Genomic DNA, 26,828 nt, shown 5'->3' with positions numbered 1-26,828 from the left:
CAAGGCGCTTGCCTCCCTGCACGGTCCTTCGCCTGCGGTAAGCCGCCTGACCCGCCCCGACGACCATGCCCGGAGCCTGACCGGCTCACAGGGGTTCTTTGCCATCGTTGCCCGAATAGAAGTCTTGAATTTAGGCGAGCGCGCCGACGTATTGTTTATGCCTGCTTGTCGAGCTTGCTGAAGGTCTTGTTGTCTGGACGGTAAGCGGTGGTGCAGGCTTGAGGGAAAGGAGAGCGGAGCGGCAGGCGGGTCAGGGTCTGCGTCGCAGGCGCCTGACCTGGGTAGCTGACAAGGGTACCCGTGCGAAGCACGGGCGCAGGCCCAGCCTGCCGCTCCGTTCTCCTTTCCCTCAAGTTGATAAGGATGTGCTGTATTGGGTCCAGACGATTTGCCAGCCAGCCAAAGCACTGGAGGACATGGGGGAAAAAAAAGCGGCCCCCATCTGGAGGCCGCTTTCTCTGCTTTCAAAATGCCTTATTCCGCCGTCTTGGCAGCCGCTTTCTTGGCGGCTGTTTTCTTTACTGCTGTCTTTTTCGCTGCCGTTTTTTTGGCAGCCGTCTTTTTGGCGGCGGCTTTGGTGGCGGCCTTGGCCGTGGTTTTCTTGGCGGCGGTCTTGCGGCCGGGCTTTTCGGGACGTGGCTCGAACTCGAAGCCTATTTTGCCGTCGGGCTGGCGTACCAGGAAAGCTTTGAATTTGCGGTTGGTGCGCGAGGACACAAAACCGTCCAGCAAGTCGGTCTTGCCGTCGTTCAGTAGCTTGCCCATTTGTTCGCGGGTAATTTCCTGCTGCAAAATGACTTTGCCGCTGCGGAAGTCGCAGGATTTGGCTGGGCCGGCCGATTTTTCGCAGATAAAGCGCAGGCCATGTTCAAACACATTGGACTGGCACTTGGGGCAAGGGCCTACCGCGGTCTGACCACTGAAGTCGATGGCCTCTTCGTCGTCTTCATCGTTTTGGCCGAAATCAAATTCCAGCTTGTATTCGTCGGTAATGCGCAGGATGGCGGCAAAGGGGCGACCCATCTTGCTGATGAAGCCGGGCAGCGGACCCAGTTCTTTCTTGGCCAGCAGCTCTTCGACTTCGGGCAATTCAAACGTGCGCCCGCCAGGGTGCTTGCCGATTGAAAAATCGCAGGCTGTGCAGGCATACCGGCGGTAGTTTTCTTTGACCACGCCGCCGCATTTGGGGCAGGGGGTCTGCAAGGTGGCGTAGTCGCCGGGCACGGTATCGCGTTCGTATTCTTTGGCACGCTTGACGATGACCTGGGTCATCTGGGCGATCTCGCGCATGAATACATCGCGGTCCAACTGGCGTTGCTCGATCTGTTTGAGCTGGTGTTCCCATTCGCCGGTCAGCTCGGGCGAGGTCAGTTCGCTGACGCCCAGGCCCGAGAGCAGCGTCATTAATTGACGCGCCTTGGCGCTGGGCACCAGTTCGCGGCCTTCGCGGCGCAGGTAGGCCTCGTTGAGCAAGCCTTCGATAATGGCAGCCCGCGTAGCCGGCGTGCCCAGCCCGCGTTCGGACATGGCTTCGCGCAGGGCTTCGTCGTCCACCAGCTTGCCGGCTCCTTCCATGGCCGAGAGCAGCGTGGCTTCGGTAAAGCGTGCCGGCGGCTTGGTGGCCAAGCCTTTGGGTGCGATATCTTCGGTGCGCACTTTCTCGCCGTCGGCCACCGGCACCAGCGAGGCATCTTCACCCTGGGCATCGCGGCCGTAAATGGCCAGCCAGCCGGGGGACACCAGCACTTTGCCTTCTGTTTTGAAGTGGTGGCCGGATACTTCCGTAATGCGGGTGGTGACCTTGAATTCGGCCACCGGAAAAAATACGGCCAGGAAGCGGCGCGTGATCAGCTCGTAGATTTTGTTTTCGGCATCGCTCAGTTCGCGCGGGATTTGCAGCGTGGGGATGATGGCGAAGTGGTCCGACACCTTCTTGTTGTCGAAGATGCGGCGGTTGGGCTTGACCCAGCTGTTCTCGACCACTGTGCGGGCAAAGGGTTGCACCGATGCGCAAGCGGGTGTGCCGCTGTCGGCCAAGGCACGCATGGTGTCCTTGACCGTGCCCACGTAGTCTTCGGGCAGGTAGCGCGAATCGGTACGCGGGTAGGTCAGGGCCTTGTGGCGTTCGTACAGCGTCTGGGCCAGCGCCAGCGTGGTTTTAGCGGAAAAACCGAAGCGCGAGTTGGCTTCGCGTTGCAGCGAGGTCAGATCGAACAAGGCGGGCGACATCTGCGTGCTGGGTTTGGATTCTTCGGTGACCACGCCTGGCTTGTCGCGGCAGGCGGCCACGATGCTCTGGGCGGCGGCCAGAGACCACAGGCGCGAGTCTTTCTTTTCCGGGTCGTGTTCGTCCTTGGCGAACTTGGGATCGAACCAGCGGCCTGTGTACAGACCGGCGGCCGCAATGAAGTCGGCATGGACTTCCCAGTAGTCGCGCGAGACAAATTTGCGGATGCGGTTTTCGCGCTCGTTCACAATGGCCAGTGTCGGTGTCTGCACGCGACCGACCGGTGTCTTGAAAAAACCGCCGTCTTTGCTGTTGAAGGCGGTCATGGCGCGGGTGCCGTTGATGCCCACTAGCCAGTCGGCTTCGGCGCGCGAACGGGCCGCCGATTCGAGCGGCTTCATGTCCTCGTCGTCGCGCAGGTTCTCGAAGGCTTCGCGGATGGCCGATTGTGTCATGGAGCGCAGCCATAGGCGCTGCACCGGCTTTTTGGCACCGGCGTACTGCATGATGTAGCGAAAGATCAGCTCGCCTTCGCGGCCCGCGTCACAGGCGTTGATGACGGCGGTGACATCTTTGCGTTTGATCAGCTTGACCAGCAGTTTCAGGCGCTCGGTCGATTTCTTGTCGGTGGGGTTGAGCTCGAACTGCGGCGGAATGACGGGCAGATGCGTAAAGCTCCATTTGCCGCGCACGGGATCATTGGGTGCCACCAGGCTCAGCAGGTGGCCGATGCTGGAGGCCAATACATAGCGATCACTTTCAAAATAATCACCTTCTCGCGTGAAACCGCCCAATGCCCGTGATATATCTACGGCGACAGAAGGTTTCTCGGCAATGATGAGTGTTTTATCCATATGATTCCAGTGACAGCAATTCCGCAGCGATAGCGCGGATGATACGAGGAGCCTATTGCTCTATGCAAGTTATGAGACGTGACAAGACTAACGTATGGCCGTCGGACTGGCGAGTCTTTCTGACAAAAATGGCTTGGGGGCTGGCGGTTTTGCTGCTGGCCAGCGGTTTGGTCACCTGGATCGCCGCCAATTGGCCCGGTTGGGGGCCTGTTGCCAAGCTGTCCTTGGCGCAGGGAGCGGTCGCTGTGTCCGCCCTGCTGGCCTTGTTGATGCACCGTCGCCCGGGCAGTTGGGAGCGCGATCTGGGTGTGTCCGCCGCGCTGACTGGCTTGGCGGCTGTCGGCTGTGGCGGTCTGTTTGCTTTGATCGGACAGATTTACCAGACCGGTGCCGATCCCTGGCAGTTGTTTGCGCTGTGGGCTGTCCTTATCCTGCCTTGGGTGCTGGTGGTGCGCAGTGTGTTTTTATCTGTGCTGTGGCTCGTGGTGCTCAATACCGCCGTGTATTTGTGGATAGATACGCAACCGGTGTCGTGGACGGGTGTGTGGGAGCACGGGCTGGTCTGGCTGGGACTGGGCATTAATGCCGTATTGCTGCTGCTGGCGGAAACGGTGTGGCGACCGCGCCATGATCCTTGGCGTCTGGTTGCGCGGACCTCGGGTGTCGCGGTTGCCGGGTTTATCGCCTATCTGGCTATAGAGCAGGATCTCTGGCCGGCCCTGGCCTTGTATCTGGCGCTTTATAGCGCGTACTGGCGGTGGCGGCACGACCTGTTCATGCTGGCTCTGTTTTTGATGGGTGCCTATGGGGTGGTCGCGGTGCTGATCATTCAGCACCTGGTCGATGTGTCTTTGCTGCTGGTGTTGCTGGCCTTGATTCCGCTAGGGCTGGCTTTGCTGCGCATGTTGCAGTGGCATCTTGCGCAGTGGCAGCGCGAGTCGCCGCCGGATCAGGAGGCGGCGCAGCAGAAGGATGCACACGGCGATGATCACTATCCGTGGTATTTGCGGGTGGTCAAGCTGGCGCTCTATATTGTGTTGCCCTTGCTGGTGCTGTTGTATCTGGCTTTGTCGCTGAATCTAAGTTTGGAAGCAATGGGTGCGCTGGGGGCGGTCATGGCCTTGGTCTCGCCTTTGTTGTATGCCCATGCGCGCACGCTGGCCAGGCGTGATCTGGTAGGTGGCTGGGTCGTGTGCGCGGTGTTGTTGCTCAGTGCCGTCGTACTGGATGAACGTTTGCCCTGGCCCGTTGAAATCAGTGCCTTGATAGGCACGGTCATTGGTGGCTTGTTGTATTGGCAGGCGCGTGCCCAGTCGGTCCTGCGTTTTTTGTTGGCGACCTGGGTGCTGCTGGGCCTGCAGTTCTTGCTGCTCGACCGTGTTTGGGAACGGGTGCACGATGTGCCGGTTTGGTTGTTCAGCTTGCCCGGCTTGTTTTTTTTCCTGCTTGCCGTGGTTTTGGGGCATCGCAGCTTTAGTCAGCCTGGTCGTGACAATTTTTGGGTGCCTTTGTTCTGGGCTTTGTTGCTGTATGGTCAATGGCGTGCCGCGTATTGGGGGTATGTGCGCTGGGATGCGGCAGACATGACGGTGTATGCCTCCTGGAGTATGACCGGCCTGCTGTTGGCGGCGGTGCCCGTGTTGATTCTTGTGTTTTATTGGCGGGACTGGCGCAGTACGCCCAAAGCGGCAGGGGTCGCATTGGCCGGGCTGCTTGCCTTGTGTGCCGCCTGGCTGCCATATCCCCCGGTGGCTCAGGCTTTAAGTTGGATTCTGCTCGCGTATGCCTGGCGCTATCGCAGTTTGCTGGCGGTTGGGATTGTGCTGGGGCTGGCCAGTCTGTGGCATCTTTATTACTTCATGAACATCAGCCTGCTGGAAAAGGCGTGGTTGCTGTTGGGTACGGGCGCGGGCTGCCTGGTTTTGGCTTATTTGGGGCAAGGGCGACGCCCGGCGCAAGAACGCGTGGTATCTGCTGCGACGCGCGGCATCGTGGTGGGTGTGGCGGCCGGGTTGGTATTGATTCTGGCTGCGGCCAATGGCGTCATTGCCCAGAAAGAACGTATTTTGGCTGATGGGCGGATTGTGGTTCTGGAACTGGCACCGGTGGACCCGCGCTCTTTGATGCAAGGCGATTACATGGCGTTGGACTTTGCCGTGTCCCGGCAATTGGATGCCTTGCTGGAACAATTGCCGGCGGAACAAGCCCATATTGCACGTGGGCAGAAGCGTTTGCGGGTGGGCATGCAAATAGATGCGGGTGGCGTGGCGCAGGTGCGTGGCGTTTATCTGGAACAGGATGGCCGCTCTGTGTGGATAGCGCCAGGCTGGCAGGCCGAGCCGGACGGTCTGGTAATGGTGCAGTTACGTCGACGCAATGCGGGCTGGAGTCCGGGCACGGATGCCTGGTTCTTTGCGGAAGGTGCAGGCCAACGCTTTGAGGCCGCTCGCTACGGGCAGTTTGCCGTGTCCGAATCCGGGCAGGCTTTGCTGCGACGCATGTTGGATGCCCAGTTACAGGAAATCCGGTAGGTGGTGTGTGGGCTGCGCCTTGAATGGCGTCTTCAAAAAACCAGTTCCTCATCGACTGGGTAAATTGGTTCCCGGCGTTCTTCGAAGAACCAAAAAAAGTCCCGCGTAAGCGGGACTTTTTCTTGGGCTGGCATTAGTGGGACAGACGCGTGGAGTCGTCGTGGAGCAACTCTTCGAAGATCAGGTGATCGATTTCGGCCTCGTGGCTCCAGAGCACCATCAGGGCGACGATCTTGATCTTGTCCAGCGAGACCGGGCTTTCGTCCACAGCCAGGGCGCTTTCGATCAGGATTTCGCGCAGATGCGCGGTCAGGGCACCCGAATTTTGTAAAAAGGTGATGAAGCCCATGGCCTCGGCACCCAGTACATGTTGTTCGTGTTCGGAGAACACGCGCTGGCTGGCGGCGCTTTGTTGTTCCAGTGGCTGGCATTGGGACGAGGTCTCGCCCATCGCGTGCAACCAGCTGAGTGCGTCGTTGATGTCCTCGTCTTCAAAGCCGATAGCGGCCAGTTTGTGTGCCAGAACCTCCGCCTTGGGACAGGCCTGGGGGTTGTAGTACGTCTCGAATAGGTAAACCAGGATATCAAACATGGGTATAAGGTTGCCGTCCTAGGTAATGGAAAAGGCTGGGTGGTTCGGTAACCGTTGTATCAGACTTTACGCTGATTTACGGTGCGGGGCAAATCCGGACGACCGGCTCGGGTGGGGGCAGGGTATGTGGACAAGGCGTGAATTTACCTGGGAAGGATGTGTCATGCAGGCATGGTCTATATGTAGCCTGATTGTTTTGTGACCTTGTTTTACATATCGGCAAGATGTGGTTTATTTGAAACCAGACTGTTCGGTGCCGGGCCAGCGAAAGCGTTGCGCCCACCGGGCAGTGGCTTGTGTCCAGAAGTCGGCGATGTTGGATGCGTCCAGGGCGGCAAAACCCAGGAACATCCAGGCTCGGTTCAGGGTGTGCAAGGGTCGGCTCAGATCCAGGGCGGCGGCGTGGTTTTGTTTGGATAGTTTTTGGCCGTGTTCGTCCAGGGCCAGCGGTACATGCAGTGTACGCGGCAAGGGAAAACTCAGTATGGTTTGCAGTACGCGTTGCCGGGCCGTGGAGTCCAGCAGATCGGCACCGCGAACCACATCGGTGACACCCTGGTCGGCATCGTCGATCACGACCACGAATTGATAAGCCCACAGGCCGTCGGCGCGTTTGAGCGTGAAGTCGCCTACATCGTGGGCGACGTCCTGGTGCTGCGGTCCCGCCCAACGGTCCATAAAGGATTCCACGCCTTGCGGCACGCGCAGCCGCCAGGCGCGCACCGAGCGCCCCGGCGCGATGCCGTGGCGGCACGTGCCTGGGTAGGGCCGTTCGTGGGAGCCGGGCGCGGGCGGACGCGATGCGGCCTGGATTTCCTGGCGGGTGCAGGCGCAACCGTAGACCAGGCCGCGTTGGCGCAGGCTGTCGAAAACTTCCTGGTAACGGGGCAAACGCTGCTGTTGCCAGATGGGTTCGCCGTCCCAGTGCATGCCCAGGGACTGCAACTGTTGCATGATGACTTGATCCGCTCCAGCCACCACGCGCGGTGCGTCTATATCTTCGATGCGCAGCAGCCAGCGGCCTTGCCGGGCGCGAGCGTCCAGATAGCTGGCCATGGCGGCCACCAGCGAGCCGTCGTGCAGCGGGCCGCTGGGGCTGGGGGCGAAACGGCCGCAATATAAAGAGGAGGCGTGAGTGTGCATGGGCGAGTCTCAACGGCAAAGGCCCCGTTTGGGGCCTTTGTTGTGTGCGACTGTACGCCGATTTTGCGGGTCGGGCAATGCGTGCGTGGCGAACCGTTTCTGTTGAGTGTCGGGCTAGTGTTCCATGGCGGCCAGCTCTGCACCTTCGGGAACCTGGTCGCCCACGACGAAGAATACCTCGGTGACGGTGCCGTCGGCCGGTGCCAGGATGGCGTGCTCCATTTTCATGGCTTCCATGACCAGCAGCACATCGCCGCGCTTGACGCTGGCCCCGGTGCTGACGTTCAGGGCGATGATCTTGCCCGGCATGGGCGCGGTCAGGCGACCGCCATGTCCTTCGTCCTGGCTTTGGCCGGCAGCCAGCAAGGGGTCAAACAGGTCCAGCGCCCAATCTACGCCGTCCAGTCTTACCTGTAATTGATGGCCGTCCTGAAGGACGTCGGCGCGATGCTCGACGCCGTCCAGCCAGATGCGCACCGTGTGCGTGTCGGGCCGTTGAGGCGTATTGATCGCGTGCCAGTCCAGCGTGTGAACGGTGTCTGCCAGCTGCATGCGCCAGTTGTGCTCCAGGTGCTCCAAGCGCAGGTTGTACTGCTGTTCGCCGGCCACCAGCGACAGGGTTTGATGATACTGATTGCCGATGCGCCAGCCGGTCTGGTCGGCCCACGGATCGGCGGGTTGCCCGGCGGTCGGACCGCGTCCGCCTATGCCTTGCCGTGCCAGTACGGCACTGGCGGCCAAGGCCAGGACAGCAGCGGGCACGGCATCGTGCGCCGGAAACAGCGCCGCATGTCGGCGGGGGATCAGCCCGGTATCCAGATCGGCCTGGGCAAAGGCCGCATCGCCCAGCAGGCGCTGTAAAAAGGTCTTGTTGGTGTGTACGCCGGCCACTTGGGTGTCGGCCAGGGTGCGGATCAGGCGGCGACGCGCCTGTTCGCGGTCGGTGCCGTGGGTGATGACCTTGGCGATCATGGGGTCGTAAAAGGGGCTGATGACGCTGCCTTGGCGCACGCCGCTGTCGATGCGCACAGGGCCGGGCGCAAAGGCGGCATGGTCGGGGTAGCGCAGCGTGCGCAGCGTGCCGATGGAAGGCAGAAAATCGTTGTCGGGGTTTTCGGCGTAGATGCGCACTTCGATGGCATGGCCGTCGATACGCAACTGTTCCTGGCGGGCCGGCAGCGGCTGGCCGTCGGCCACGCGCAACTGCCATTCGACCAGATCATGGCCGGTGATCAGTTCGGTAACAGGGTGCTCTACTTGCAGGCGGGTGTTCATTTCCATGAAGTAAAAGCGCCCGTCTTGTTCGGCGATAAATTCCACGGTGCCTGCGCCTACGTAGTTCACGGCGCGCGCGGCGGCGATGGCGGCTTCGCCCATGGCCTGGCGGCGCTCGGGCGTCATGCCGGGGGCGGGGGCTTCTTCGATCACTTTCTGGTGGCGGCGCTGTACTGAACAATCGCGCTCGAACAGGTAGACGTACTGACCGTGCTGGTCGCCAAAGACCTGGATTTCGATATGGCGTGGTTTGGTGATGTAGCGCTCGATCAGGACGCGGTCATCGCCAAAGCTGCCGGCAGCCTCGCGCTGGCAGGAGCGCAATGCCTCCAGAAAGGCATCTGATGATTCGACGATGCGCATCCCTTTGCCGCCGCCGCCTGCGCTGGCCTTGATCAGTACCGGGTAGCCGATGGAGTCGGCTTGCTGCAATAAGAAGTTTGGGTCTTGATTGTCGCCGTGGTAGCCGGGGACCAGCGGCACCCCGGCACTTTCCATCAAGGACTTGGCGGCGGATTTGCTGCCCATCGCCGCGATGGCTTGCGCAGGCGGGCCCACGAAGATCAGGCCTGCGTCCTCGCAGGCGCGGGCGAACTGTTCGTTTTCAGACAGAAAACCATAGCCTGGGTGGATGGCGTGGGCACCGGTGGCGCGTGCCGCGGCCAGAATGGCGTCGATTTTCAGGTAGCTGTCGCGTGGTTCGGGGCCGCCGATGCGCACGGCCTGGTCGCAGGCGCGTACATGTTGTGCGTCAGCGTCGGCATCCGAATAGACGGCCACGGTACGCAGCCCAAGGCGTCGGGCAGTGGCCGCGACGCGGCAGGCGATTTCGCCGCGATTGGCGATCAGCAGGGTCTGGAACATAGTGTCTGTCTCCCAGGTTGGTACCTGTTCATGCTTATTCAGGGTGTCCGATGGGCATCGGCTGCGGTCATCGGGGCGAGGGCCCCGATGCGCGCCTACATGCGAAAGACGCCGAAGCGGGTGTCTTCAATGGGGGCGTTCAGGGCGGCGGACAGGCCCAGGGCCAGGACGCGCCGTGTATCCGAAGGCTGGATGATGCCGTCGTCCCACAGCCGCGCCGTGGCGTAGTAGGGATGGCCTTCGTGCTCGTATTGATCGCGGATGGGAGCCTTGAAGGCTTCTTCGTCCTGCGCGCTCCAGCTTTGGCCACGCGCCTCCAGGCCGTCGCGGCGCACTGTGGCCAGGACGCTGGCCGCCTGTTCGCCGCCCATGACCGAGATGCGCGCATTGGGCCACAGAAACAGCAGGCGCGGGCTGAAGGCGCGGCCGCACATACCGTAGTTGCCTGCCCCGAAAGAGCCGCCCAAAATGACGGTGAACTTGGGCACGGCAGCGGTGGAGACGGCCGTGACCATTTTGGCGCCGTGGCGGGCGATGCCTTCGTTTTCGTACTTGCGGCCTACCATGAAGCCGGTGATGTTCTGCAGAAAGACCAGCGGGGTCTTGCGCTGGCAGCACAGCTCGATAAAGTGCGTGCCTTTCTGGGCCGCTTCCGAAAACAGAATGCCGTTGTTGGCGATGATGCCCACCGGCATGCCGTGGATGTGGGCAAAGCCGGTGACCAGCGTCGTGCCGAAACGCGCTTTGAATTCGTCGAATTCGGAGCCGTCGACAATACGGGCGATGACTTCGCGCACATCGTAGGGCTTGCGCGTGTCGCTGGGGATGATGCCGTTCAGTTCCTGCGCGTCGTACAGCGGTTCGCGCACAGGTTGCAACGGCCAGGGTAGGGTTTTGCTGCGGTTCAGGCGGCCCACGCAGCGGCGCGCCAGTTGCAGCGCATGCAGGTCGTTTTCGGCCAGATGGTCTACTACCCCTGACAGGCGCGTGTGTACATCGCCGCCGCCCAGGTCTTCGGCACTGACTTCTTCGCCTGTAGCCGCCTTGACCAGCGGCGGGCCGCCCAGAAAGATCGTGCCCTGGTCGCGCACGATGATGGATTCGTCGCTCATGGCCGGCACATAGGCACCGCCAGCCGTGCACGAACCCATGACCACGGCAATCTGGGCAATGCCCTGGGCCGACAGGTTGGCCTGGTTGTAGAAGATGCGGCCGAAGTGGTCGCGGTCGGGAAAGACTTCGTCCTGATTGGGCAGGTTGGCACCGCCCGAGTCCACCAGATAGATGCAGGGCAGATGGTTCTGCTGGGCGATCTCTTGGGCGCGCAGGTGCTTCTTGACGGTCAGCGGGTAATAGGTCCCGCCTTTGACGGTGGCGTCATTGCAGACAATGATGCATTCAACGCCGGCCACGCGGCCGATGCCGGTAATGATGCCTGCGCCGGGCGATTCGTTGTCGTAGACGTCCTGGGCGGCCAGTGGCGACAGTTCCAGAAAGGGGGTGCCGGGGTCCAGCAGCCGTTCCACGCGTTCGCGCGGCAGCAGTTTGCCCCGCGCCAGGTGGCGCTGGCGGGATTGTTCGGAACCGCCCAGGGCGGTCTGTTGCAGTTTCCGTCGCAGGTCGGCAATCAGGGCCTGCATGACAGAGGCGTTGTCTTGGAAGTCTTGGGAGCGCGGATTGATGCGGGTTTCGATGACTGACATGGCATGCCTGGAAAGAGAACAGAGAAAAGCCCGGGCGGGCGGCCTGGCGCAAGCGCAGGCCGCAGGACTTGCTTAAACCAGCTCGACGGCCAAGGCCACGGCTTCGCCGCCGCCGATGCACAGCGAAGCAATGCCGCGCTTGCCGCCGGTCTTGCGCAGTGCGCCGACCAGAGTGGCCAACAGACGCGCGCCCGATGCGCCGATGGGGTGGCCCAGGGCGGTCGCGCCGCCGTGGATATTGACCTTGTCGTGCGGCAGGTTCAGCTCTTTCATGGCGGCCATGGTGACCACGGCGAAGGCTTCGTTGATCTCGAACAGGTCCACGTCCGCCACGCTCCAGCCGGTTTTGTCCAACAGCTTCTGGATGGCACCTACGGGAGCCGTGGTGAACCACTGCGGTTCTTGCGAGTGCTGAGTGTGGGCGACGATGCGTGCCAAGGGGGTCGCGCCCAGCTCCTTGGCCTTGGACTCGGTGGTCAGCACCATGGCAGCGGCACCGTCCGAGATGGACGAGGCATTGGCGGCGGTAATCGTGCCGTCTTTCTTGAAGGCGGGACGCAGGGTGGGGATTTTTTCGGGCATGGCCTTGGCGGGCGCTTCGTCTTTGGCGATGACCACATCGCCCTTGCGACCGGCAATGGTCACGGGGGCGATTTCCCACTCGAAGCTGCCGTCGTCGCTGGCCTGGCGGGCGCGACGCAGCGACTCCAGGGCAAAGGCGTCCTGTTCTTCGCGGCTAAAGCTGTACTTGCTGGCGCAATCTTCGGCGAATACGCCCATGGCGGTGCCGCGGCTGTAGGCGTCTTCCAGGCCGTCCAGGGCCATGTGGTCGTAGACGGTAGAGTGGCCGTAGCGATAGCCCTGGCGGCCCTTGAGCAGCAGGTAGGGGGCATTGCTCATGCTTTCCTGGCCACCGGCCACCACGACGTCCACGCTGCCGGCTTTGAGCAGATCGTGCGCGAACATGGCGGCTTTCAGGCCCGAGCCGCAGACCTTGTGGATGGTGGTGCATGCGACGCCCTTGGGCAGTCCAGCACCCAGCGCGGCCTGGCGGGCCGGTGCCTGGCCCTGGCCTGCCTGCAGTACGTTGCCCATGATGACTTCATTGATGGCTTCACCGGCGATGCCCGAGCGTTCCACGGCGGCCTTGATGGCGGTAGCGCCCAGTTCGTGAGCGGCGAGGTCGGACAGGCTGCCTAGCATGCCGCCCATCGGGGTGCGGGCGATCGAGACAATGACGACTGAATCAGACATGAGGGACTCCTGAGTGTGTAGTGGTGACGATGGCAGGCGTGCGCCGACGAAAGTCGTGCAACTGCCTTTCGCTATCGTACGGGAAAATATTTTCAATTCGGCCCTGTGTGACGCGCTGGCGACATTGTGCCCACCAGTGCGGGTCCAGCAGCTCGGCATGATGCTGCATGAACGCCTTGCGGATGCGTGGTTCGCCCAGCAGGAAATAGGCGAACTCCTCGGGGAAGACATCGTTCGGTCCGATCGGATACCACGGTTCACTGGCCATTTCGGCTTCTTCGTTGGGGGCCGGCGGAATGGCGCGGAAATTCATTTCGCGCATGTGCTGGATTTCGTCGTAGTCGTAAAAGACGACACGTCCCAGGCGGGTGACGCCGAAGTTCTTGTACAACATGTCGCCGGGGAAGATGTCGGCGGCGGCCAATTCGCGGATGGCATTGCCGTATTGACGGACGGCGGCGTTCAGCGCGGCGTCGCTGGCTTTGTTCAGGAACAGGTTCAGCGGGGTCATGCGCCGTTCGATATAGACGTGGCGCAGCAATATGGTGTCATCGGATTCTTCGAGCAGGCTGGGCACTTCGGTGCGCAGTTCGTGCAGCAGGGCCTCGGAAAAGCGCGCTTTGGGCAAGGCGACCTGCGCGTAGTCCCAGGTATCGGCCATGCGTCCGACGCGGTCGTGTTTTTTGACCAACTGATATTTGGCGCGCACGGTGGCATGATCCATGCCGGACTTCTGGATGCGGTCGCGGATCAGTTTGAACACGTACGGATACGACGGCAAAGTAAAGACCGTCATGACCATCCCGCGTATGCCCGGGGCCAGGTCGAAGCGGTCATGCGAGTGCGAGAGATGATGCAGGAAATCGCGGTAAAAAAGCGTTTTTCCTTGTTTTTGCAGGCCAATGGCGGTGTATAGCTCGGCCTTGGGTTTGCGCGGCAAGAGGCTGGACAGAAAATCCACATAGGCCGACGGCGCTTCCATATCCACCAGAAAGTAGGCGCGCGTGAAGCTGAACAGCGTGGACAGGTCGTCCATGGTGTGCAGCAGAGCGTCTATGTACAGATGCCCCGAGGGCCGGTGCAGAATCGCCAGCGAAAAAGGCAGCACTTCGCCGTGGTTGATCAGCCTGCCCACGACATAGGCCCCCTTGTTGCGAAAGAACAGGGAGTTCAGCACCTGGATCTGACAGTCCGAGCCGATGCGCGGGCCAAAGCCGCGTGGTAAGCGGCGACACAGTTGGCGCAGTGCCATGCGGGCCAGGGTACGCACGTCGCTGGGCAGGTCCTCGAAGGGAGCGGCCAGGCCGAAGTCGGCCAGCATGCGGGTCAGGCTGTTTTCCAGGCCTTCCTGGACCGGATAGTAGACCCGATAGGACGGCAGCGCGCCGTCCAGATAGTCGGTGGCGACGGCAGGTCGCACGAAAATGAATTCGTTGCGGAAATAATGTCGGTGCAGGACCCGGCAGGACACGGAATTGAAGAAGGTTTCAGCGCATTCGGGCTGGCGATGGCCCGAGAGCAGGCGTACAAATTCGCTCTTGGCCTGCAGCCACAGCTGTTGTTGCTGGGCATCGAGCTGGCTTTGACCAGATGGGCCGCCCTGGTGAAGGCGCAGCGCATGGCCCAGCATGGCAGCGCATTCCCGGACCCGCGTAGCGTAATATTCGATGCGTTCGCGCGACAGTTGCTGGATGCCATGCCAATCGCCTGATTCGTAGAGCGACTTGGCACGCTGCGCGCTGTAGCGGAACAGGGCATAGTGACGGTTGAAACCATTGAGCATGGTCTGCGCCACTTCCTGCGGCGTCAGGCTGGGCCGGGCCACCGGCGTGATGACTGTGGTTTCGTTGAAATCGGTGCTGCCCATGATGCGCTCAGGCCGTTTCGGCAAACAGTTCCCGGCCGATCAGCATACGCCGGATTTCGCTGGTGCCTGCGCCGATTTCATACAGTTTGGCATCGCGCCAGAGCCGGCCTGTCGGAAATTCGTTGATATAGCCATTGCCGCCCAGGATCTGTATGCCTTCACCGGCCATCCAGGTCGCTTTCTCGGCGCTGTACAGAATGGCGGCGGCGCAGTCCTTGCGCACCGAACGTACATGGTCGCTGCCCAGGCGGTCCAGATTCTTGCCTACGGCATAGCACAGGGCGCGGCTGGCCTGCAAGGTGGTGTACATGTCCGCCATCTTTGCTTGGATCAGCTGAAATTCGCCGATGGCCTGGCCAAACTGTTTGCGTTCGTGAATGTAGGGCGTCACCACGTCCATCACGGCCTGCATGATGCCCAACGGGCCTCCGGCCAACACGGCGCGCTCGTAGTCCAGCCCCGACATCAGCACTTTGACGCCGCCGTGAAGTTGGCCCAGCACGTTTTCTTCGGGGACTTCGCAGTCCTGGAACACCAGTTCGCCCGTATGGCTGCCGCGCATGCCCAGCTTGTCCAGCTTTTGGGCGACAGAAAAGCCGGCAAACCCTTTTTCGATCAAAAATGCGGTAATGCCGCGCGCGCCGGCTTGGGGGTCGGTTTTGGCGTAGACCACCAGTGTGTCGGCATCCGGGCCGTTGGTGATCCACATCTTGGAGCCGTTCAATACGTAACGGTCGCCTTTTTTGTCGGCGCGCAGCTTCATGCTGACCACATCCGAGCCGGCACCCGGTTCACTCATGGCCAGGGCACCTACGTGTTCGCCGCTGATCAGGCCGGGCAGGTATTTGCGCTTTTGTGCTTCGGTACCGTTGCGGTTGATCTGGTTGACGCACAGATTGGAATGCGCCCCATAGGATAAGGCGACCGAGGCGCTGGCTCGGGAAATTTCTTCCATGGCGATCATGTGGGCCAAGTAGCCCATATTTGTGCCGCCATACTCCTCGCCGACTGTCATGCCCAGCAGACCCATATCGCCGAACATTTTCCACAGATGCATGGGGAATTGGTCGTCGCGGTCCAACTGCGCGGCCAAGGGGGCGATTTCGGCCTGCGAAAAGTCTGCGACGGTGTCGCGCAGCATGTCCAGATCGGAACCAAGGTCGAAATTCAGGCCGGGCAGACTCATGGAGTTCTCCAGTGTGGGCGAGATAGGCGGAGCCTTATTTATATTACGTTAACGTAAACGTAATATAGATGGGTTTTCCCTTAGAAAATGGACGTATCGCGCTGATCCTGTTGGGACCGGCACAGTTGTAGCTGTGCCTGGATTTCCTGCAGGGTCTGGTCGATATCCTGGCGCTGGCGTTCCAGGCGCAGGCGGTGTTCCTCCAGCACGGCTTCATAATGCTTGAGCTGGGCAGCGGTGTCCATCGGGGATTCGTACATATTGATCAGGGTCAGAATCTCGGATAGCTGCAGGCCCAGACGCTTGCCGCGCAGCGCCAGCTTCAGGCGTGTACGGTCGCGCGGCTGATAGATGCGCTGCGTGCCCTGGCGTAGCGGGCTAAGAATGCCCTGGTCCTCGTAGAAACGCAGCGTTCGGGGGGTAACGCCGAACTCATGTGCCAGATCGGATATGGTCCAGGTGTTTGTCGTCATTTTTCTTATATGATTTACGTTAACGTAAACTATCATGCCACAGAGCACGCGTGTTCACCATAGCGAATCCGTCTCGTACTTGAGCCGATGATTTACGGTGAGCGCTTTGTGTGCAGAGCGAACCGGCGGACGGCTCGTCATGGGCACGATATTGGCCCCATTGATCATTTTCGGAGCGCACATGAATCCTAACGAACAGAAACTTGTCTATCCCTGGGCGGATACGCTGCCTGAGCCGGGCCGTAGCCTGGAAGTGGTGCCGGGTGTGCGCTGGCTGCGCATGCCTTTGCCTTTTGCACTGGATCACATCAATCTTTGGCTGCTGCGCGATGAAATCGATGGCCGCCAGGGCTGGACCATCGTCGATACGGGCATAGCGCGCGCGGAAGTGCGCCTGCTGTGGGAGCAGGTGTTCGAGCAGGAGTTACAGGGCCTGCCGGTGCTGCGGGTGCTGGTCACGCATATGCACCCGGATCATGTCGGGTTGGCCGACTGGCTGTGCGGCTTGTGGAATGTGCCTTTGTGGATGAGCATGACGGATTACACCGTTGCCAGGCTGTGGTCGGGCGCGGCCAGCCAGCCTGCTGGTCAGGTGGGCGGACCCAACGGTATCGCGGCCGAAGCGCATTTTGTGCGCCACGGTCTGCAGGACGAACAGGCGCGTGCCCAGATCCGCAGCCGTGGCGACTATTATCCGTCTATGGTGCCGTCGGTACCGGCGCGTTTCGTGCGTTTGATGGACGGTCAGACCGTGACAATAGACGGTCGGCCTTGGCAGTTGATCGTCGGATACGGTCATGCGCCCGAGCATATGTCCTTGTACAGTCCGGACTTGCAGGTGCTGATTTCCGGCGACATGCTGTTGCCGCGCATCTCCACCAACGTCAGCGTGTTTGACACCGAGCCCCAGGCTAATCCCTTGCCCTTGTATCTGAAGTCTTTGGAGCGTTACCAGGGCTTAGCGCCGGATACGCTGGTTTTACCTTCGCACGGCAAGCCGTTCCGAGGCATGCACGAGCGCATCCGGCAGCAGCAAACGCATCATGCCGAGCGTCTGGACGATGTGCTTCAGGCCTGTGGTGAACCATGCAGTGCAGCTGACATTCTGCCCGTGCTGTTTCATCGCAAGCTGGACTCGCATCAGATGACGTTCGCTATGGGCGAGGCGATTGCGCATTTGCACGCTTTGTATTTCGAGGGCCGCCTGCGCCGCCTGGAAGGCGAAGACGGCGTCCTGCGTTTCCAGCGCATATAGCTGCAGGTCATGATGGTTATGCCTTCTGCAGTCGGATGGGGAGGGTGGCGCTGTGGTAGCGTATAGCCTTTCCCGATACTGGCTTTGCCTGCGACCATGACCTCTGATCACGCTCTGGATACCACGCTGCAACATACTGGCCTGGCTCCTTTTGACCCACGCACAGAATCGGCACCGGTTGCCGTCCCCATCATGCGTACCAGTACGGTGCGTTTTCGTACGCTGGATGCGCTGGATCGGGCCCAGGCCGCCAAAGCCGACCCCACCCAGCGTTCGATTACGTATGGACGTTCGGGCATGGACACCCATGCTGCCCTGGAGTCTGTGTTCTGCGAACTGGAATCGGCCAGCCAGGCTTTGCTGGCACCCTCGGGCATGGCGGCCATTAGCCTGGCCATGCTGGGCCTGCTGGACACGGGCGACCATGTCCTGATTGCCGACAGTGCCTATGGGCCGGTACGTTATCTGGAAAAGACGGTATTGCGCCGTCTGGGCATACAGGCCACATTCTGCGCGCCCACGCTGCAGGAGCTGGAGCGCCATCGCAAGCCCAATACTCGCATGCTGTATCTGGAGTCGCCCGGTTCGTTGTTGATGCAGATGCTGGATATGCCTGCCTTGGCCGAGTTTGGTCGTCGTCACGATATGTTGTTGGTGACCGACAATACCTGGGGATCGGGCTATATCTACCGGCCACTGGAGCTGGGCTTTGATGTGTCGGTGGTGGCCGGCACCAAGTATGTAGCGGGCCACTCCGATCTGATGCTGGGTGCCGTCATGTCCCGCGACCCGCATGTAAACCGGCGCTTGCACGAGAATCACTATGCGCTGGGGTTTTCTATCAGTGCGGATGATGCCTGGCTGGCCTTGCGTGGCGTGCGTACTTTGCCGATCCGCATGCGCGAAAGCGCGGCCAATGCGCTGAAGGTGTGCGAGTTTCTGGCAGCCCGCCCTGAAGTCAGTCGCCTTTATCATCCCGCCTGGCCTCAGGACCCTGGTCATGCGCTGTGGCAGCGGGATTGCACCGGCTCGAATGGCATGTTGTCTGTGCAGTTGCGTTTGAATCCGGTCCAGGCGCGCGCTTTTGTCGACGCGTTGACTTTGTTCGGCATCGGTTTTTCGTGGGGGGGCTTTGAAAGTCTGGTGCAGTTGGTGGATACGTCCGCCCTCAAGTCGCACAGCTACTGGCCGCAGACCGACGATGCGTTGGTGCGTTTGCACATTGGTCTGGAGTCCGCGCAGGACCTGTGCGCGGATCTGGCCCAGGCGTTCAATATCGCGGCGCGGGTCTGATCGGATTCCATGCGCTGCACGTCAGCGCATGTTTGTCCATCTGTAGTTTTGCGCAGGACAAGTCGTTGCTTGCAGGCTGCCGGTCCGCATGCGGACGCCCCACACTGGAGAGGTCTTTATTTTTCAGTGTGTTTTCAGTCATGTCTTTGCTCGACGCGGCGTATCGACGCTTGTTCAGCCATCGCGTTCTGGTGCAGGATCTGCTGGGTTCGGTCTGCGCGCTTCCTTTGCTGGAACGGCTTGATTTGAGCCGGGCTTTGCCTTTGTCCCCGGTGTATGTCGGCCCTGCATTGCAACGTCGCCAAGGGGATCTGGCCTGGCAAGTACCGCCGCATCGGCAGGATGATCCTGTCTTGCTGGTCGGCATCGAGCACCAATCCCGTCCCGAACGATATATGGCCTTGCGTATCGGTACGTATCGGCATCTGCAGTTAGAGGCGTTCGTCCAACAGCATCCATCCAGCCGGACACTGCCCGTACCTTTGATGTTGGTGCTGTACAGCGGCAAGCAGGCCTGGACGGCATCGATCTATAGCCAGGACTTGTTTTCCGCACAGGCTCCTCCGTGGCCTGTGGACCACATCCCTCGGCAAGCTTATTGGCTTATCGACCTTAAAAAACAATCTTTGAACCAATCCTTGCCATCACACAGTGTGTTTGGCTTGATCTGCCGGATTCAACACAATCATGGCCTGGCACATTTAAGCGAGCTGATGCAGACTGTTCTGAACACCTGCCCGGATGGGGCTTTGATGCAGGACCTGGCCGCCTGGGTGAATCAGGCTATTTTGCCGCGTTGTCTGCCCAATCTGGATTTGCCACAACATCTGCATTTAAAGGATATACGTGCCATGCTCGAAGACAATTCCGATTCCTGGCTGCATCAATGGGAAGCCCAGGGTATAGAGAAAGGTAGACAGGAAGGGCTGCAAAGCACTTTGCTCAGCCTGATCCAGCATAAATTCGGCATGGTGCAAGATATGTACCGACACTGCGTTGCTCAAGGCAGCCCGCAGCAGTTGGCGGTGTGGAGTGTCAGAGTGCTGGATGCGGATACCGTTGACGAGGTGTTTCAGACTCCTCCCAGGACTTCGGCATAGACGGGCTTACGCCGCTGCTGCCGGTCTCTAGCTTGCGGTGGGTCGGCGTCATCGTCGTTACCATGCAAAAGGAGCGCAGATCGCGCTCCTTTTGCATGGTGGGGTAATGCCCGAGTTCTTGTGTAGGCCTAAGCACTGCAGGGGGGCTGGGATCAGCCTTTCTTGATCCGATCCAGCAACTCCTGGGCTTTACGTATGCTTTCGTCGTAGCCGTTGGCCAGCGCAGGCGAAGTGACATATTTGCCACCTACGGCCAGGCTGGGCGTGCCGTCGATCTGGTAGTTGCGGGCCAGTTCGTTGGCTTTATTGGCTTTGGTTTGTACACCAAAAGAGTTGAACGTCTGCTCGAACTTGGCTTTGTCTACGCCTTGTTTGGCAACCCATTCGGTAATGGCCTTGGCATCGAACAAGCGTTCGCGCTGCTGGTGGATAGCCTCGAACACCTTGGGGTGCAGGTCCAGGCGATCCATTGCTTCTAGGGTGTAGTACAGCTTTTGCAGATCGCCCATGCCGGCATTGAAAGCGACGGGTACTGGGCGCAGCGCGACGTCGGCAGGCAGTGTTTTGCTCCAGGCCTCTACCTTAGGTTCCAGAATGGCGCAGTGCGGGCAACTGTATGCGAAAAATTCAAGCACTTCCGTTTTGCCGGTGGTGTCGGAAGGCTGTGCGGCGTTCAGCGTGACGTATCCCTGGCCTTGTTGAGCCAGTGCGCTGGTGGCGGGCAACAGACCGGCACCGGCAAGCAGGCTTGCGCCGACCAGGGTACGTACAAACAGAGCATTCAACGTCATGTATCGGTTTCCTTAATGGGGAAGGTGTTTGATCTGACCCGTACGGTGGGACGAAAGTTCAATCTTCTACGAGTTGTTCAGGGGCGCACCACCGAGGTATCGATTTTTTCTTCGGCCAGGCGGCTGCGGGCACGGTTCATTTCGTCTATGCCTTTGAATGGGCCCATGCGCACGCGGTTGATAGCGCCGCCATTGACCTGAGCGCTTTGCACCGAGGCATTGAAGCCCAGCATCAGCAGGCGGGCTTTCATGGCTTCGGCGTCGGCGCTGTTTCGAAAGGCTCCAGCCTGCAGATAATAAGGCGTCGTGGTGCCGGGCGGTTTGCTGGGCGCTGCGGGCGGGGGCAGTGGTGGCGCGACGGGCTTGGCGGGCACCTTGACGCTGCCCGGCGCAGTTGCGCTCCCGGCAGGCGGTGTGGTTGGTTGGCCCGCGCCGGGGACCGGCAAAGTGGCGATAAGATCGCCCAGAGCGTCTGGCGCAGGTGGAGTGGGCGCGGCTGGCTTGGGTTGCCCGGCAGGAGCCTGGGGCAGGTTCGGCAGCGTCAAGCCGGGAATGGTGCCCTCTGGTGGGGGAGTGACAGGCGATCCGGTTCCGTACAGATCGCGGTTCGGGTCCAGCAGGTCACGTCCTTCGGGCAAGGCGACGGTAGGGGCGTCGCGACTGGCCTTGTCCACAAAGGGCATGGGCACTTTGGTGACGAACAGGGCCACGGCGACGGCGGCTCCCAGGCCCAGAATCAGGCCGATCAGAATGCCGGTATAGGTGCCGCCGGAGGATTTCTTGCTTGCTCGTGCCATATTTGCCTATGGAGTTACATGCGTTCGGGCGCGGACACGCCCAGCAGGCCCAGACCGTTGCGAATGACGTGTGCGCAGGCGTGTGCTAAGCGCAGTCGCGCCAAGCGCAGGGCGGTATCGTCCACCAGCACGCGTTCGGCGTTGTACCAGGTGTGGAAGTCCGAGGCGCAGTCGCGCAGCCAGAACGCGATGTGATGCGGGGCCAGTTCGCGGGCAGCCTGGGCCAGTACCGTGGGGTATTCGGCCAGACGCTGCAGCAGCGCGATTTCGCTGGGCGCGGTCAGGGGGGCGACATCGGCCTGCGGCACTTGAGGCAGCAGTTCTGCCGACTGGTTTAATACCGAGCAGATACGGGCATGGGCGTACTGAATGTAGTAGACCGGGTTTTCTTCGCTCTTGGACAGAGCCAGGTCGATATCAAACACAAATTCAGAGTCGGCGCGGCGTTGGATCAGGAAAAAGCGAACGGCGTCCTGGCCTACCCATTCGATCAGGTCGCGCAGTGTGACATAGCTGCCGGCCCGCTTGGAGATTTTGACCTCCTGGCCGTTGCGCACGACTTTGACCATTTTGTGAAGAATATAGGCCGGGAAGTCTTTGGGAATGCCCAGGCCCAGGCCCTGCAAACCGGCGCGCACGCGTGCGATGGTGCCGTGGTGGTCTGTGCCCTGGATGTTGATGGCGTGGTGAAATCCCCGTTCCCATTTGGACACATGGTAGGCCACATCGGGTACGAAGTAGGTGTAGCCGCCTTCGGACTTGCGCATGACGCGGTCTTTGTCGTCTCCGGTGTCCAGTTCCGTGGTGCGCAGCCACAGCGCGCCGTCTTGTTCGTAGGTGTGGCCGGCATCGACCAGCGCCTGCACGGTCTTGTCGACGCGACCCGAGGTGTAGAGCGAGCTTTCCAGGAAGAAGTTGTCGAACTTCAGGCCGAAAGCCTGCAGGTCCAGGTCTTGTTCGCGGCGCAGGTAGGCCACGGCAAAGCGCCGGATATCGTCGGCATTGTCCAGGTCGCCACTGGCGGTGACGGACTGGCCATCGGCCGCCTGTACGGTGGCACCGGCCATGTAGTCGTGGGCGATGTCCAGAATGTAGTCGCCTTTATAGCCGTCGGCGGGAAACTGTTCGGAGTCGGGGGCGATGCCGCGTGCGCGTGCCTGCACGCTGATGGTCAGGTTGTCGATCTGATTGCCGGCATCGTTGTAGTAGAACTCGCGGGTTACATCGTAGCCCTGAGAGCTGAATACGCGGCATAGCGAGTCACCCAGCGCCGCTTGACGGGCATGGCCTACGTGCAGCGGCCCGGTGGGATTGGCGGACACGAATTCCACCATCAGCTTTTCTTGGCGCGCAGCCACGTGGCCGTAGCGTTCGCCCTGTTGGGCGATGCTATGGAGCACAGCCTGCTGGGTGGCGGTGGTCAAGCGGAAATTGATAAAGCCTGGCCCGGCGATGTCGGCGCTGGAGATGATCGCGGTGGCGGCCGGGTCGGCCAACAGGGTGCCGACGATTTCCTGAGCCAGTTCGCGTGGATTGCGACCGGCGGGCTTGGCCAGTTGCATGGCGATGTTGCAGGCCACATCGCCGTGGGCGGCCACTTTGGGGCGCTCGAGCGCGATGGTGGGCTGGGCCTGCGGCAAGATGGCGCTGACAGCCGCCTGCAGGCGGGCGATTAACTGGGACTGTTGCTCAGGAAGCATAGAAAGTGTCTGGATCGGTATGAAAACAAGTGGGGCGTACATGGCACGGCCCAGATGGCGGGCGCGACAATGCCCCGCCGGACAGGCCTACATGATAGCGTGATTTGTCGGCAAATTCCTTTCAATAGGCAAGCCTCCCCAGCTCAGGCGCTCTTTCAGCCATTGCCCGTATCCCCGGTCATGTCCACCTACCCGGTGCCGTGGGTCTGGCGACTGCGCCAGTCATCGGGGACTCTCCACAAGAAGGCAATCCCTGCTATCTTGCTGATGTGTGCTTTCCGAAAACAGCGTGGAAGGCACAAAGATCCATAAGGAGAAACCGTATGCTAGTCGTATTCAAAAGCAAGGCCGCGGCCAATGTCCTGATGTTTGTCGAACATGCCATGCCTATTCTCCGGGCGGCGGGGCGCTCTTACCCCGATGGCCTGCCCGAGCGTGGCGTCTTTACGGCGGAGCAACTGCCCTCCGCGATCAAGGGGATTGAGCACGCCGTGGGCCAGGACAGAGAAAACGAACAATCGCCGCACGAGGACGAGGATCGCGAACCTGATCACCCCATTTCGCAGGCGGTCAGCTTCAAGCAGCGTGCTTTTCCGTTGTTGGACATGATGCGTGAGGCAAATAAAAGCGGTGATCCGGTGTTGTGGGAGCCGGCCGATCGCTCGTGGTAGTCGGCAGATTGTCGGCTCGCCGACAATTGGGCGGGCCGTCTTTGCTTAAGCTGCCATTACGACCCATTTTTTGCAAAGGCCCCGTATGCGCGCGATCGTGCTTGTGATTTTCAATTCCCGCCAGCAATTGGAGCTGGTCACGTCTGTGCAACTGGACGAGCAGGCCGGCGCAGCATCACGAAACTGGCTGGATCATACCTGGGAGCGGTTGGGCTGCGAACCTTTGCGTCCCAGCGGCAAAGTGCTGGTACTGGATAAGATCATGGGTGTGGCCGATGCGTTGGGCTATGGTTTGCTGTCGCAGGACGACGAACGCGCTCAGGAGTTTGCCCGTCACTGTCTGCAGGCTTTGCAATCGTCTCGTGTCACGGTTGACCTGCCGGGTCTGGCGGTCACGTTTTAGCGGGAGTATGCGGGTGTTTTTTGCCGGCCCCAAGGGGCCGGCTTTTTTATGTCTGTCAGCTTCAGGCATTCTGATGTTGCCCGGTTCGCTCCAACACGGATGGGGGCCTTTCTGGCTTGTCCATTGAGAAACCCGCCTTTTGGGCGGGTCTGGTGCTGTCAGCGGGTACGCAGACAGCCGATGTAGGTCTTGGGCGCGGCATTGGTGGGCCGGGCCGGCTGCGCGTCGGGATCACTGTGGCGCAGCCGTAAACGAGGTTTATGCCGTGGCGGCTTCCTGTTCGGTCTGGGCAATGATCTGACGATTGACGGCGCTCAGAATGGCCAGGAAAGACGCGGTCACGATGTCCGGGTGTATGCCTACGCCAAAACCCGATGGGTTGTCGCCGATACGCATTTCCACAAAGGATGCCGCACGGGTTTCGGCACCGGAGCCGATGGCGTGCTCGTTGTAGTCCATGATCTTGATGGACAGATCCAGCGCGTTCACAAAGGCCGAAATAGCACCTTCGCCCGAGCCGGTCAGGCTGCGCACGACACCGTCTTGCTCGATGTCCACTTCAATGGCGAATTGTTGCCCGCTTTCGGCATGGGGTTGGCTGACAATGCGGTGCTTGAGTAACTTCCAGTGCTTTTTGCAGTTCAGGTATTCGGACTCGAAGATGCCGTACACATCGGCTGGGGTGACTTCTTTGCCGGTCGTGTCGGTTACGCGCTGGATGGCGCGGCTAAATTCGATCTGCATGCGGCGCGGCAAGACCAAGCCATGTTCCTGTTCCAGCAGGTAGGACACGCCGCCCTTGCCGGACTGGCTGTTGACGCGGATCACGGCATCGTAGCTGCGGCCCAGGTCGGCCGGATCGATAGGCAGGTAGGGGACTTCCCAGAGCTCGTCGGCTTTTTGCTGGGCAAAGCCCTTCTTGATGGCGTCCTGGTGCGAGCCGGAGAATGCCGTAAAGACCAGGTCGCCCGCATAGGGGTGACGCGGGTGCACGGGCAATTGGTTGCAGTATTCGGCCGTGCGGCGCACTTCGTCGATATCGGAGAAGTCCAGCTCGGGGTCTACGCCTTGCGTATACAGATTCAAGGCCAATGTGACCAGGCAGACGTTGCCGGTACGCTCGCCGCTGCCGAACAAACAGCCTTCGATACGGTCTGCGCCGGCCATGACGGCCAGTTCGGCGGCGGCCACGGCGGTGCCGCGGTCGTTGTGCGGGTGTACGCTCAGCACGATGCGGTCGCGCTGTTGCAGATGTGTGTGCATCCACTCGATCTGGTCTGCGTACATATTGGGTGTGGTGGCCTCGATGGTCGCGGGCAGATTCAGGATGACGGGCTTGTCGGCGGTGGGCTCCCAGGCCTGCACCACGGCATTGCATACGTCCAGCGCGAATTCCGGTTCGGTGGTGCTGAACACTTCGGGCGAGTACTCGTAGCGCCAGGACGTTTGTGGGTACTTGGCCACTTCCTGTTTGACCAAGCGGGTGCCGGTCAGGGCAATGTTCTTGATCTCGTCCTTGCTCAGATTAAAGACAATCTTGCGAAAGGCCGGGGCGCAGGCGTTGTACAAGTGGATGATGGCCTGCTTGGCACCGGCTGCGGCTTCTACCGTGCGTTTGATGAGGTCTTCGCGGGACTGGGTCAATACGATGATGGTGACATCGTCAGGGATGCGCTTTTCCTCGATCAGCTTACGAACGAAATCGAAGTCGGTCTGCGATGCCGATGGAAAACCGACCTCGATTTCCTTGAAGCCGATCTTGACCAGTTGCTCGAAGAAACGCACCTTGCGGGCCACGCTCATCGGTTCGATCAGGGACTGGTTGCCGTCGCGCAGATCGGTGCTCATCCAGATCGGCGCGTGGGTGATGCGCTTGGACGGCCAGGTGCGTTCCGAGAAATCGCGCTCGAACGCGACGAACGGGCGGTATTTTTGAGAGGGGGTTTTCAGCATTGCCATGAGGATACCTGTCGGACAAAAAGTTTTTTACTTCTTGCCGTCACCAGCGATTCAGCGTTTACGTAGGCCGGTGGCGGCGCAAATGACGTAGATGTGGCTGAATATTGGCTGCCGAACTGCCACGGGACACTAGGCCCGGCAACCGGACGCTAGTAGTAGCAAAGCAGACAGACGGGACAGGGTGGCCGGAGCACGGCCAGAACGCACGGCATGCGACAAGGCAGGTTCAGCAGCGTGGCTGAAGCCTTGGTAAGCAGTAGAGAAAGTGCGTGCGTGGTCCATGTCCGTTAGTCAAACATAAAACTGCCGGTAAAGCAAGCGTCAGACTTGGGGTTCGCTGCGCTCGTAATCGGTCTGAAGCAAGATATTCTGTTGCCGGGCCAGTTGCATTTTGGAATACCGGCCCGAGCGCATTTCGGCATGCGCGCGTTGCAGATCGCCGACAGTCAGCGGGTTGCGTTGATCCGGCCAGGCCCACAGAATGACTTCGCGAGCCGGGCGGCTTAGATTGCGCGCCAGATGCGCGATAGTGGATTCGTCGACCACGCGCTGTCGGTTGCGGCGCATGATCGCTTGTACGAAACCGTGCAAAAGATAGGCAATAATAAGGGAGATGATGCCAACCACCGTCCACCAGAAAAAGGGATTGTATTGCTTGATCAGGGCCAGGTTCTGGATGCTCAGGGCTTGCAGGCCTGAATAGTCCAGGCCGCGCCCGAAGCTGATCAGACGATTGAGCAGGTCCCACCAGACGATGGCGACGGCGACGATGATCACGGTACAGAAAATGGTAGCCGTGGCGCCAAGCTTGAACAGAGTGTGGCGCAGCGTCTGGCTGTCACCCGGGGTAGGGATCTGGGCGTTGTCGGTTTTCATGGAAACGATTGTAC

The 26,828-nt window shown here is 60.6% G+C and carries 20 protein-coding genes; 6 read left to right on the top strand and 14 right to left on the bottom strand.

Features of this window, described 5'->3' with window-relative positions; all coding sequences use genetic code 11:
• Nucleotides 1-474 precede the first annotated feature (474 nt).
• Nucleotides 475-3,081, bottom strand: coding sequence for a DNA topoisomerase III (locus AADW57_RS00625; protein WP_341668133.1), 2,607 nt, complete (start codon nucleotides 3,079-3,081; stop codon nucleotides 475-477).
• Between the two features lie 62 nt (nucleotides 3,082-3,143).
• Here AADW57_RS00625 and AADW57_RS00620 point away from each other — a divergent pair, with 62 nt between their 5' ends.
• Nucleotides 3,144-5,612: a GDYXXLXY domain-containing protein gene (locus tag AADW57_RS00620; RefSeq protein WP_341668132.1), complete on the top strand. Its 2,469-nt coding sequence runs from the start codon at nucleotides 3,144-3,146 to the stop codon at nucleotides 5,610-5,612.
• A gap of 133 nt (nucleotides 5,613-5,745) precedes the next feature.
• Here the strand turns inward: AADW57_RS00620 and AADW57_RS00615 are convergent, their stop codons facing one another.
• The 8 genes from AADW57_RS00615 to AADW57_RS00580 form a co-directional block, all read right to left on the bottom strand.
• Nucleotides 5,746-6,204 carry a DUF494 family protein gene (locus AADW57_RS00615; RefSeq protein ID WP_341668131.1) on the bottom strand — a complete coding sequence of 153 codons (459 nt, stop codon included), beginning with the start codon at nucleotides 6,202-6,204 and terminating at the stop codon, nucleotides 5,746-5,748.
• A gap of 231 nt (nucleotides 6,205-6,435) precedes the next feature.
• The gene (gluQRS, locus tag AADW57_RS00610; protein ID WP_341668129.1) at nucleotides 6,436-7,347 is read right to left on the bottom strand and encodes a tRNA glutamyl-Q(34) synthetase GluQRS; all 912 of its coding nucleotides are present in this window, start codon (nucleotides 7,345-7,347) and stop codon (nucleotides 6,436-6,438) included.
• A gap of 114 nt (nucleotides 7,348-7,461) precedes the next feature.
• Nucleotides 7,462-9,486, bottom strand: coding sequence for an acetyl/propionyl/methylcrotonyl-CoA carboxylase subunit alpha (locus AADW57_RS00605; RefSeq protein WP_341668128.1), 2,025 nt, complete (start codon nucleotides 9,484-9,486; stop codon nucleotides 7,462-7,464).
• 95 nt (nucleotides 9,487-9,581) lie between these two features.
• Nucleotides 9,582-11,189, bottom strand: a complete 1,608-nt coding sequence (locus tag AADW57_RS00600; RefSeq protein ID WP_341668127.1) for a carboxyl transferase domain-containing protein — start codon at nucleotides 11,187-11,189, stop codon at nucleotides 9,582-9,584.
• Nucleotides 11,190-11,261: 72 nt separating this feature from the next.
• Complete coding sequence (locus AADW57_RS00595; protein WP_341668126.1) at nucleotides 11,262-12,443, bottom strand: acetyl-CoA C-acyltransferase; 1,182 nt, start codon at nucleotides 12,441-12,443, stop codon at nucleotides 11,262-11,264.
• Entirely contained in the window at nucleotides 12,436-14,310 is a 1,875-nt protein-coding gene (gene aceK / locus AADW57_RS00590) for a bifunctional isocitrate dehydrogenase kinase/phosphatase (RefSeq protein ID WP_341668125.1), read from the bottom strand. Before aceK ends, AADW57_RS00595 begins: the two co-directional genes overlap by 8 nt.
• Nucleotides 14,311-14,317: 7 nt before the next feature.
• Nucleotides 14,318-15,496: an isovaleryl-CoA dehydrogenase gene (locus tag AADW57_RS00585; RefSeq protein ID WP_341668124.1), complete on the bottom strand. Its 1,179-nt coding sequence runs from the start codon at nucleotides 15,494-15,496 to the stop codon at nucleotides 14,318-14,320.
• 80 nt (nucleotides 15,497-15,576) lie between these two features.
• Nucleotides 15,577-15,969 (bottom strand): MerR family transcriptional regulator, encoded by a 393-nt coding sequence (locus AADW57_RS00580; RefSeq protein ID WP_341668123.1) that lies wholly within the window; start codon nucleotides 15,967-15,969, stop codon nucleotides 15,577-15,579.
• Nucleotides 15,970-16,150: 181 nt separating this feature from the next.
• On the opposite strand from AADW57_RS00580, the gene AADW57_RS00575 reads away from it, so the two are divergent.
• The 3 genes from AADW57_RS00575 to AADW57_RS00565 all read left to right on the top strand — a co-directional run bounded on the left by AADW57_RS00575 (nucleotide 16,151) and on the right by AADW57_RS00565 (nucleotide 19,617).
• The gene (locus AADW57_RS00575; protein WP_341668122.1) at nucleotides 16,151-17,224 is read left to right on the top strand and encodes an MBL fold metallo-hydrolase; all 1,074 of its coding nucleotides are present in this window, start codon (nucleotides 16,151-16,153) and stop codon (nucleotides 17,222-17,224) included.
• 96 nt (nucleotides 17,225-17,320) lie between these two features.
• Nucleotides 17,321-18,517, top strand: coding sequence for a trans-sulfuration enzyme family protein (locus AADW57_RS00570; RefSeq protein WP_341668121.1), 1,197 nt, complete (start codon nucleotides 17,321-17,323; stop codon nucleotides 18,515-18,517).
• A gap of 140 nt (nucleotides 18,518-18,657) precedes the next feature.
• Complete coding sequence (locus tag AADW57_RS00565; RefSeq protein WP_341668120.1) at nucleotides 18,658-19,617, top strand: Rpn family recombination-promoting nuclease/putative transposase; 960 nt, start codon at nucleotides 18,658-18,660, stop codon at nucleotides 19,615-19,617.
• Nucleotides 19,618-19,769: 152 nt separating this feature from the next.
• Here AADW57_RS00565 and AADW57_RS00560 read toward each other — a convergent pair whose 3' ends face one another.
• The 3 genes from AADW57_RS00560 to argS all read right to left on the bottom strand — a co-directional run bounded on the left by AADW57_RS00560 (nucleotide 19,770) and on the right by argS (nucleotide 22,905).
• A complete protein-coding gene (locus tag AADW57_RS00560) occupies nucleotides 19,770-20,408 on the bottom strand; it encodes a thiol:disulfide interchange protein DsbA/DsbL (protein WP_341668119.1) in 639 nt (212 codons plus the stop codon).
• A 77-nt stretch (nucleotides 20,409-20,485) separates the two neighbouring features.
• A complete protein-coding gene (locus AADW57_RS00555; RefSeq protein ID WP_341668118.1) occupies nucleotides 20,486-21,205 on the bottom strand; it encodes an SPOR domain-containing protein in 720 nt (239 codons plus the stop codon).
• 14 nt (nucleotides 21,206-21,219) lie between these two features.
• Nucleotides 21,220-22,905, bottom strand: coding sequence for an arginine--tRNA ligase (gene argS / locus AADW57_RS00550; RefSeq protein ID WP_341668117.1), 1,686 nt, complete (start codon nucleotides 22,903-22,905; stop codon nucleotides 21,220-21,222).
• Nucleotides 22,906-23,228: 323 nt separating this feature from the next.
• Here argS and AADW57_RS00545 point away from each other — a divergent pair, with 323 nt between their 5' ends.
• Both AADW57_RS00545 and AADW57_RS00540 read left to right on the top strand, forming a co-directional pair.
• Nucleotides 23,229-23,576, top strand: a complete 348-nt coding sequence (locus AADW57_RS00545; RefSeq protein WP_341668116.1) for a DUF1840 domain-containing protein — start codon at nucleotides 23,229-23,231, stop codon at nucleotides 23,574-23,576.
• An 85-nt stretch (nucleotides 23,577-23,661) separates the two neighbouring features.
• Nucleotides 23,662-23,979: a hypothetical protein gene (locus tag AADW57_RS00540; protein ID WP_341668115.1), complete on the top strand. Its 318-nt coding sequence runs from the start codon at nucleotides 23,662-23,664 to the stop codon at nucleotides 23,977-23,979.
• A 258-nt stretch (nucleotides 23,980-24,237) separates the two neighbouring features.
• Here AADW57_RS00540 and leuA read toward each other — a convergent pair whose 3' ends face one another.
• Together leuA and AADW57_RS00530 are read right to left on the bottom strand one after the other, a co-directional pair.
• On the bottom strand, nucleotides 24,238-25,932 hold the full coding sequence (leuA, locus tag AADW57_RS00535; RefSeq protein WP_341669630.1) for a 2-isopropylmalate synthase: 1,695 nt from the start codon (nucleotides 25,930-25,932) through the stop codon (nucleotides 24,238-24,240).
• Nucleotides 25,933-26,259: 327 nt separating this feature from the next.
• A complete protein-coding gene (locus tag AADW57_RS00530; RefSeq protein ID WP_341668114.1) occupies nucleotides 26,260-26,814 on the bottom strand; it encodes a hypothetical protein in 555 nt (184 codons plus the stop codon).
• Between the last annotated feature and the right edge of the window lie 14 nt (nucleotides 26,815-26,828).

The sequence above is a fragment of the Alcaligenes sp. SDU_A2 genome (assembly GCF_038237375.1).
Lineage (GTDB): Bacteria > Pseudomonadota > Gammaproteobacteria > Burkholderiales > Burkholderiaceae_B > Alcaligenes.
Note: the sequence above shows the minus strand (reverse complement) of the source record. Positions and strands in the feature narration are given on the sequence as shown.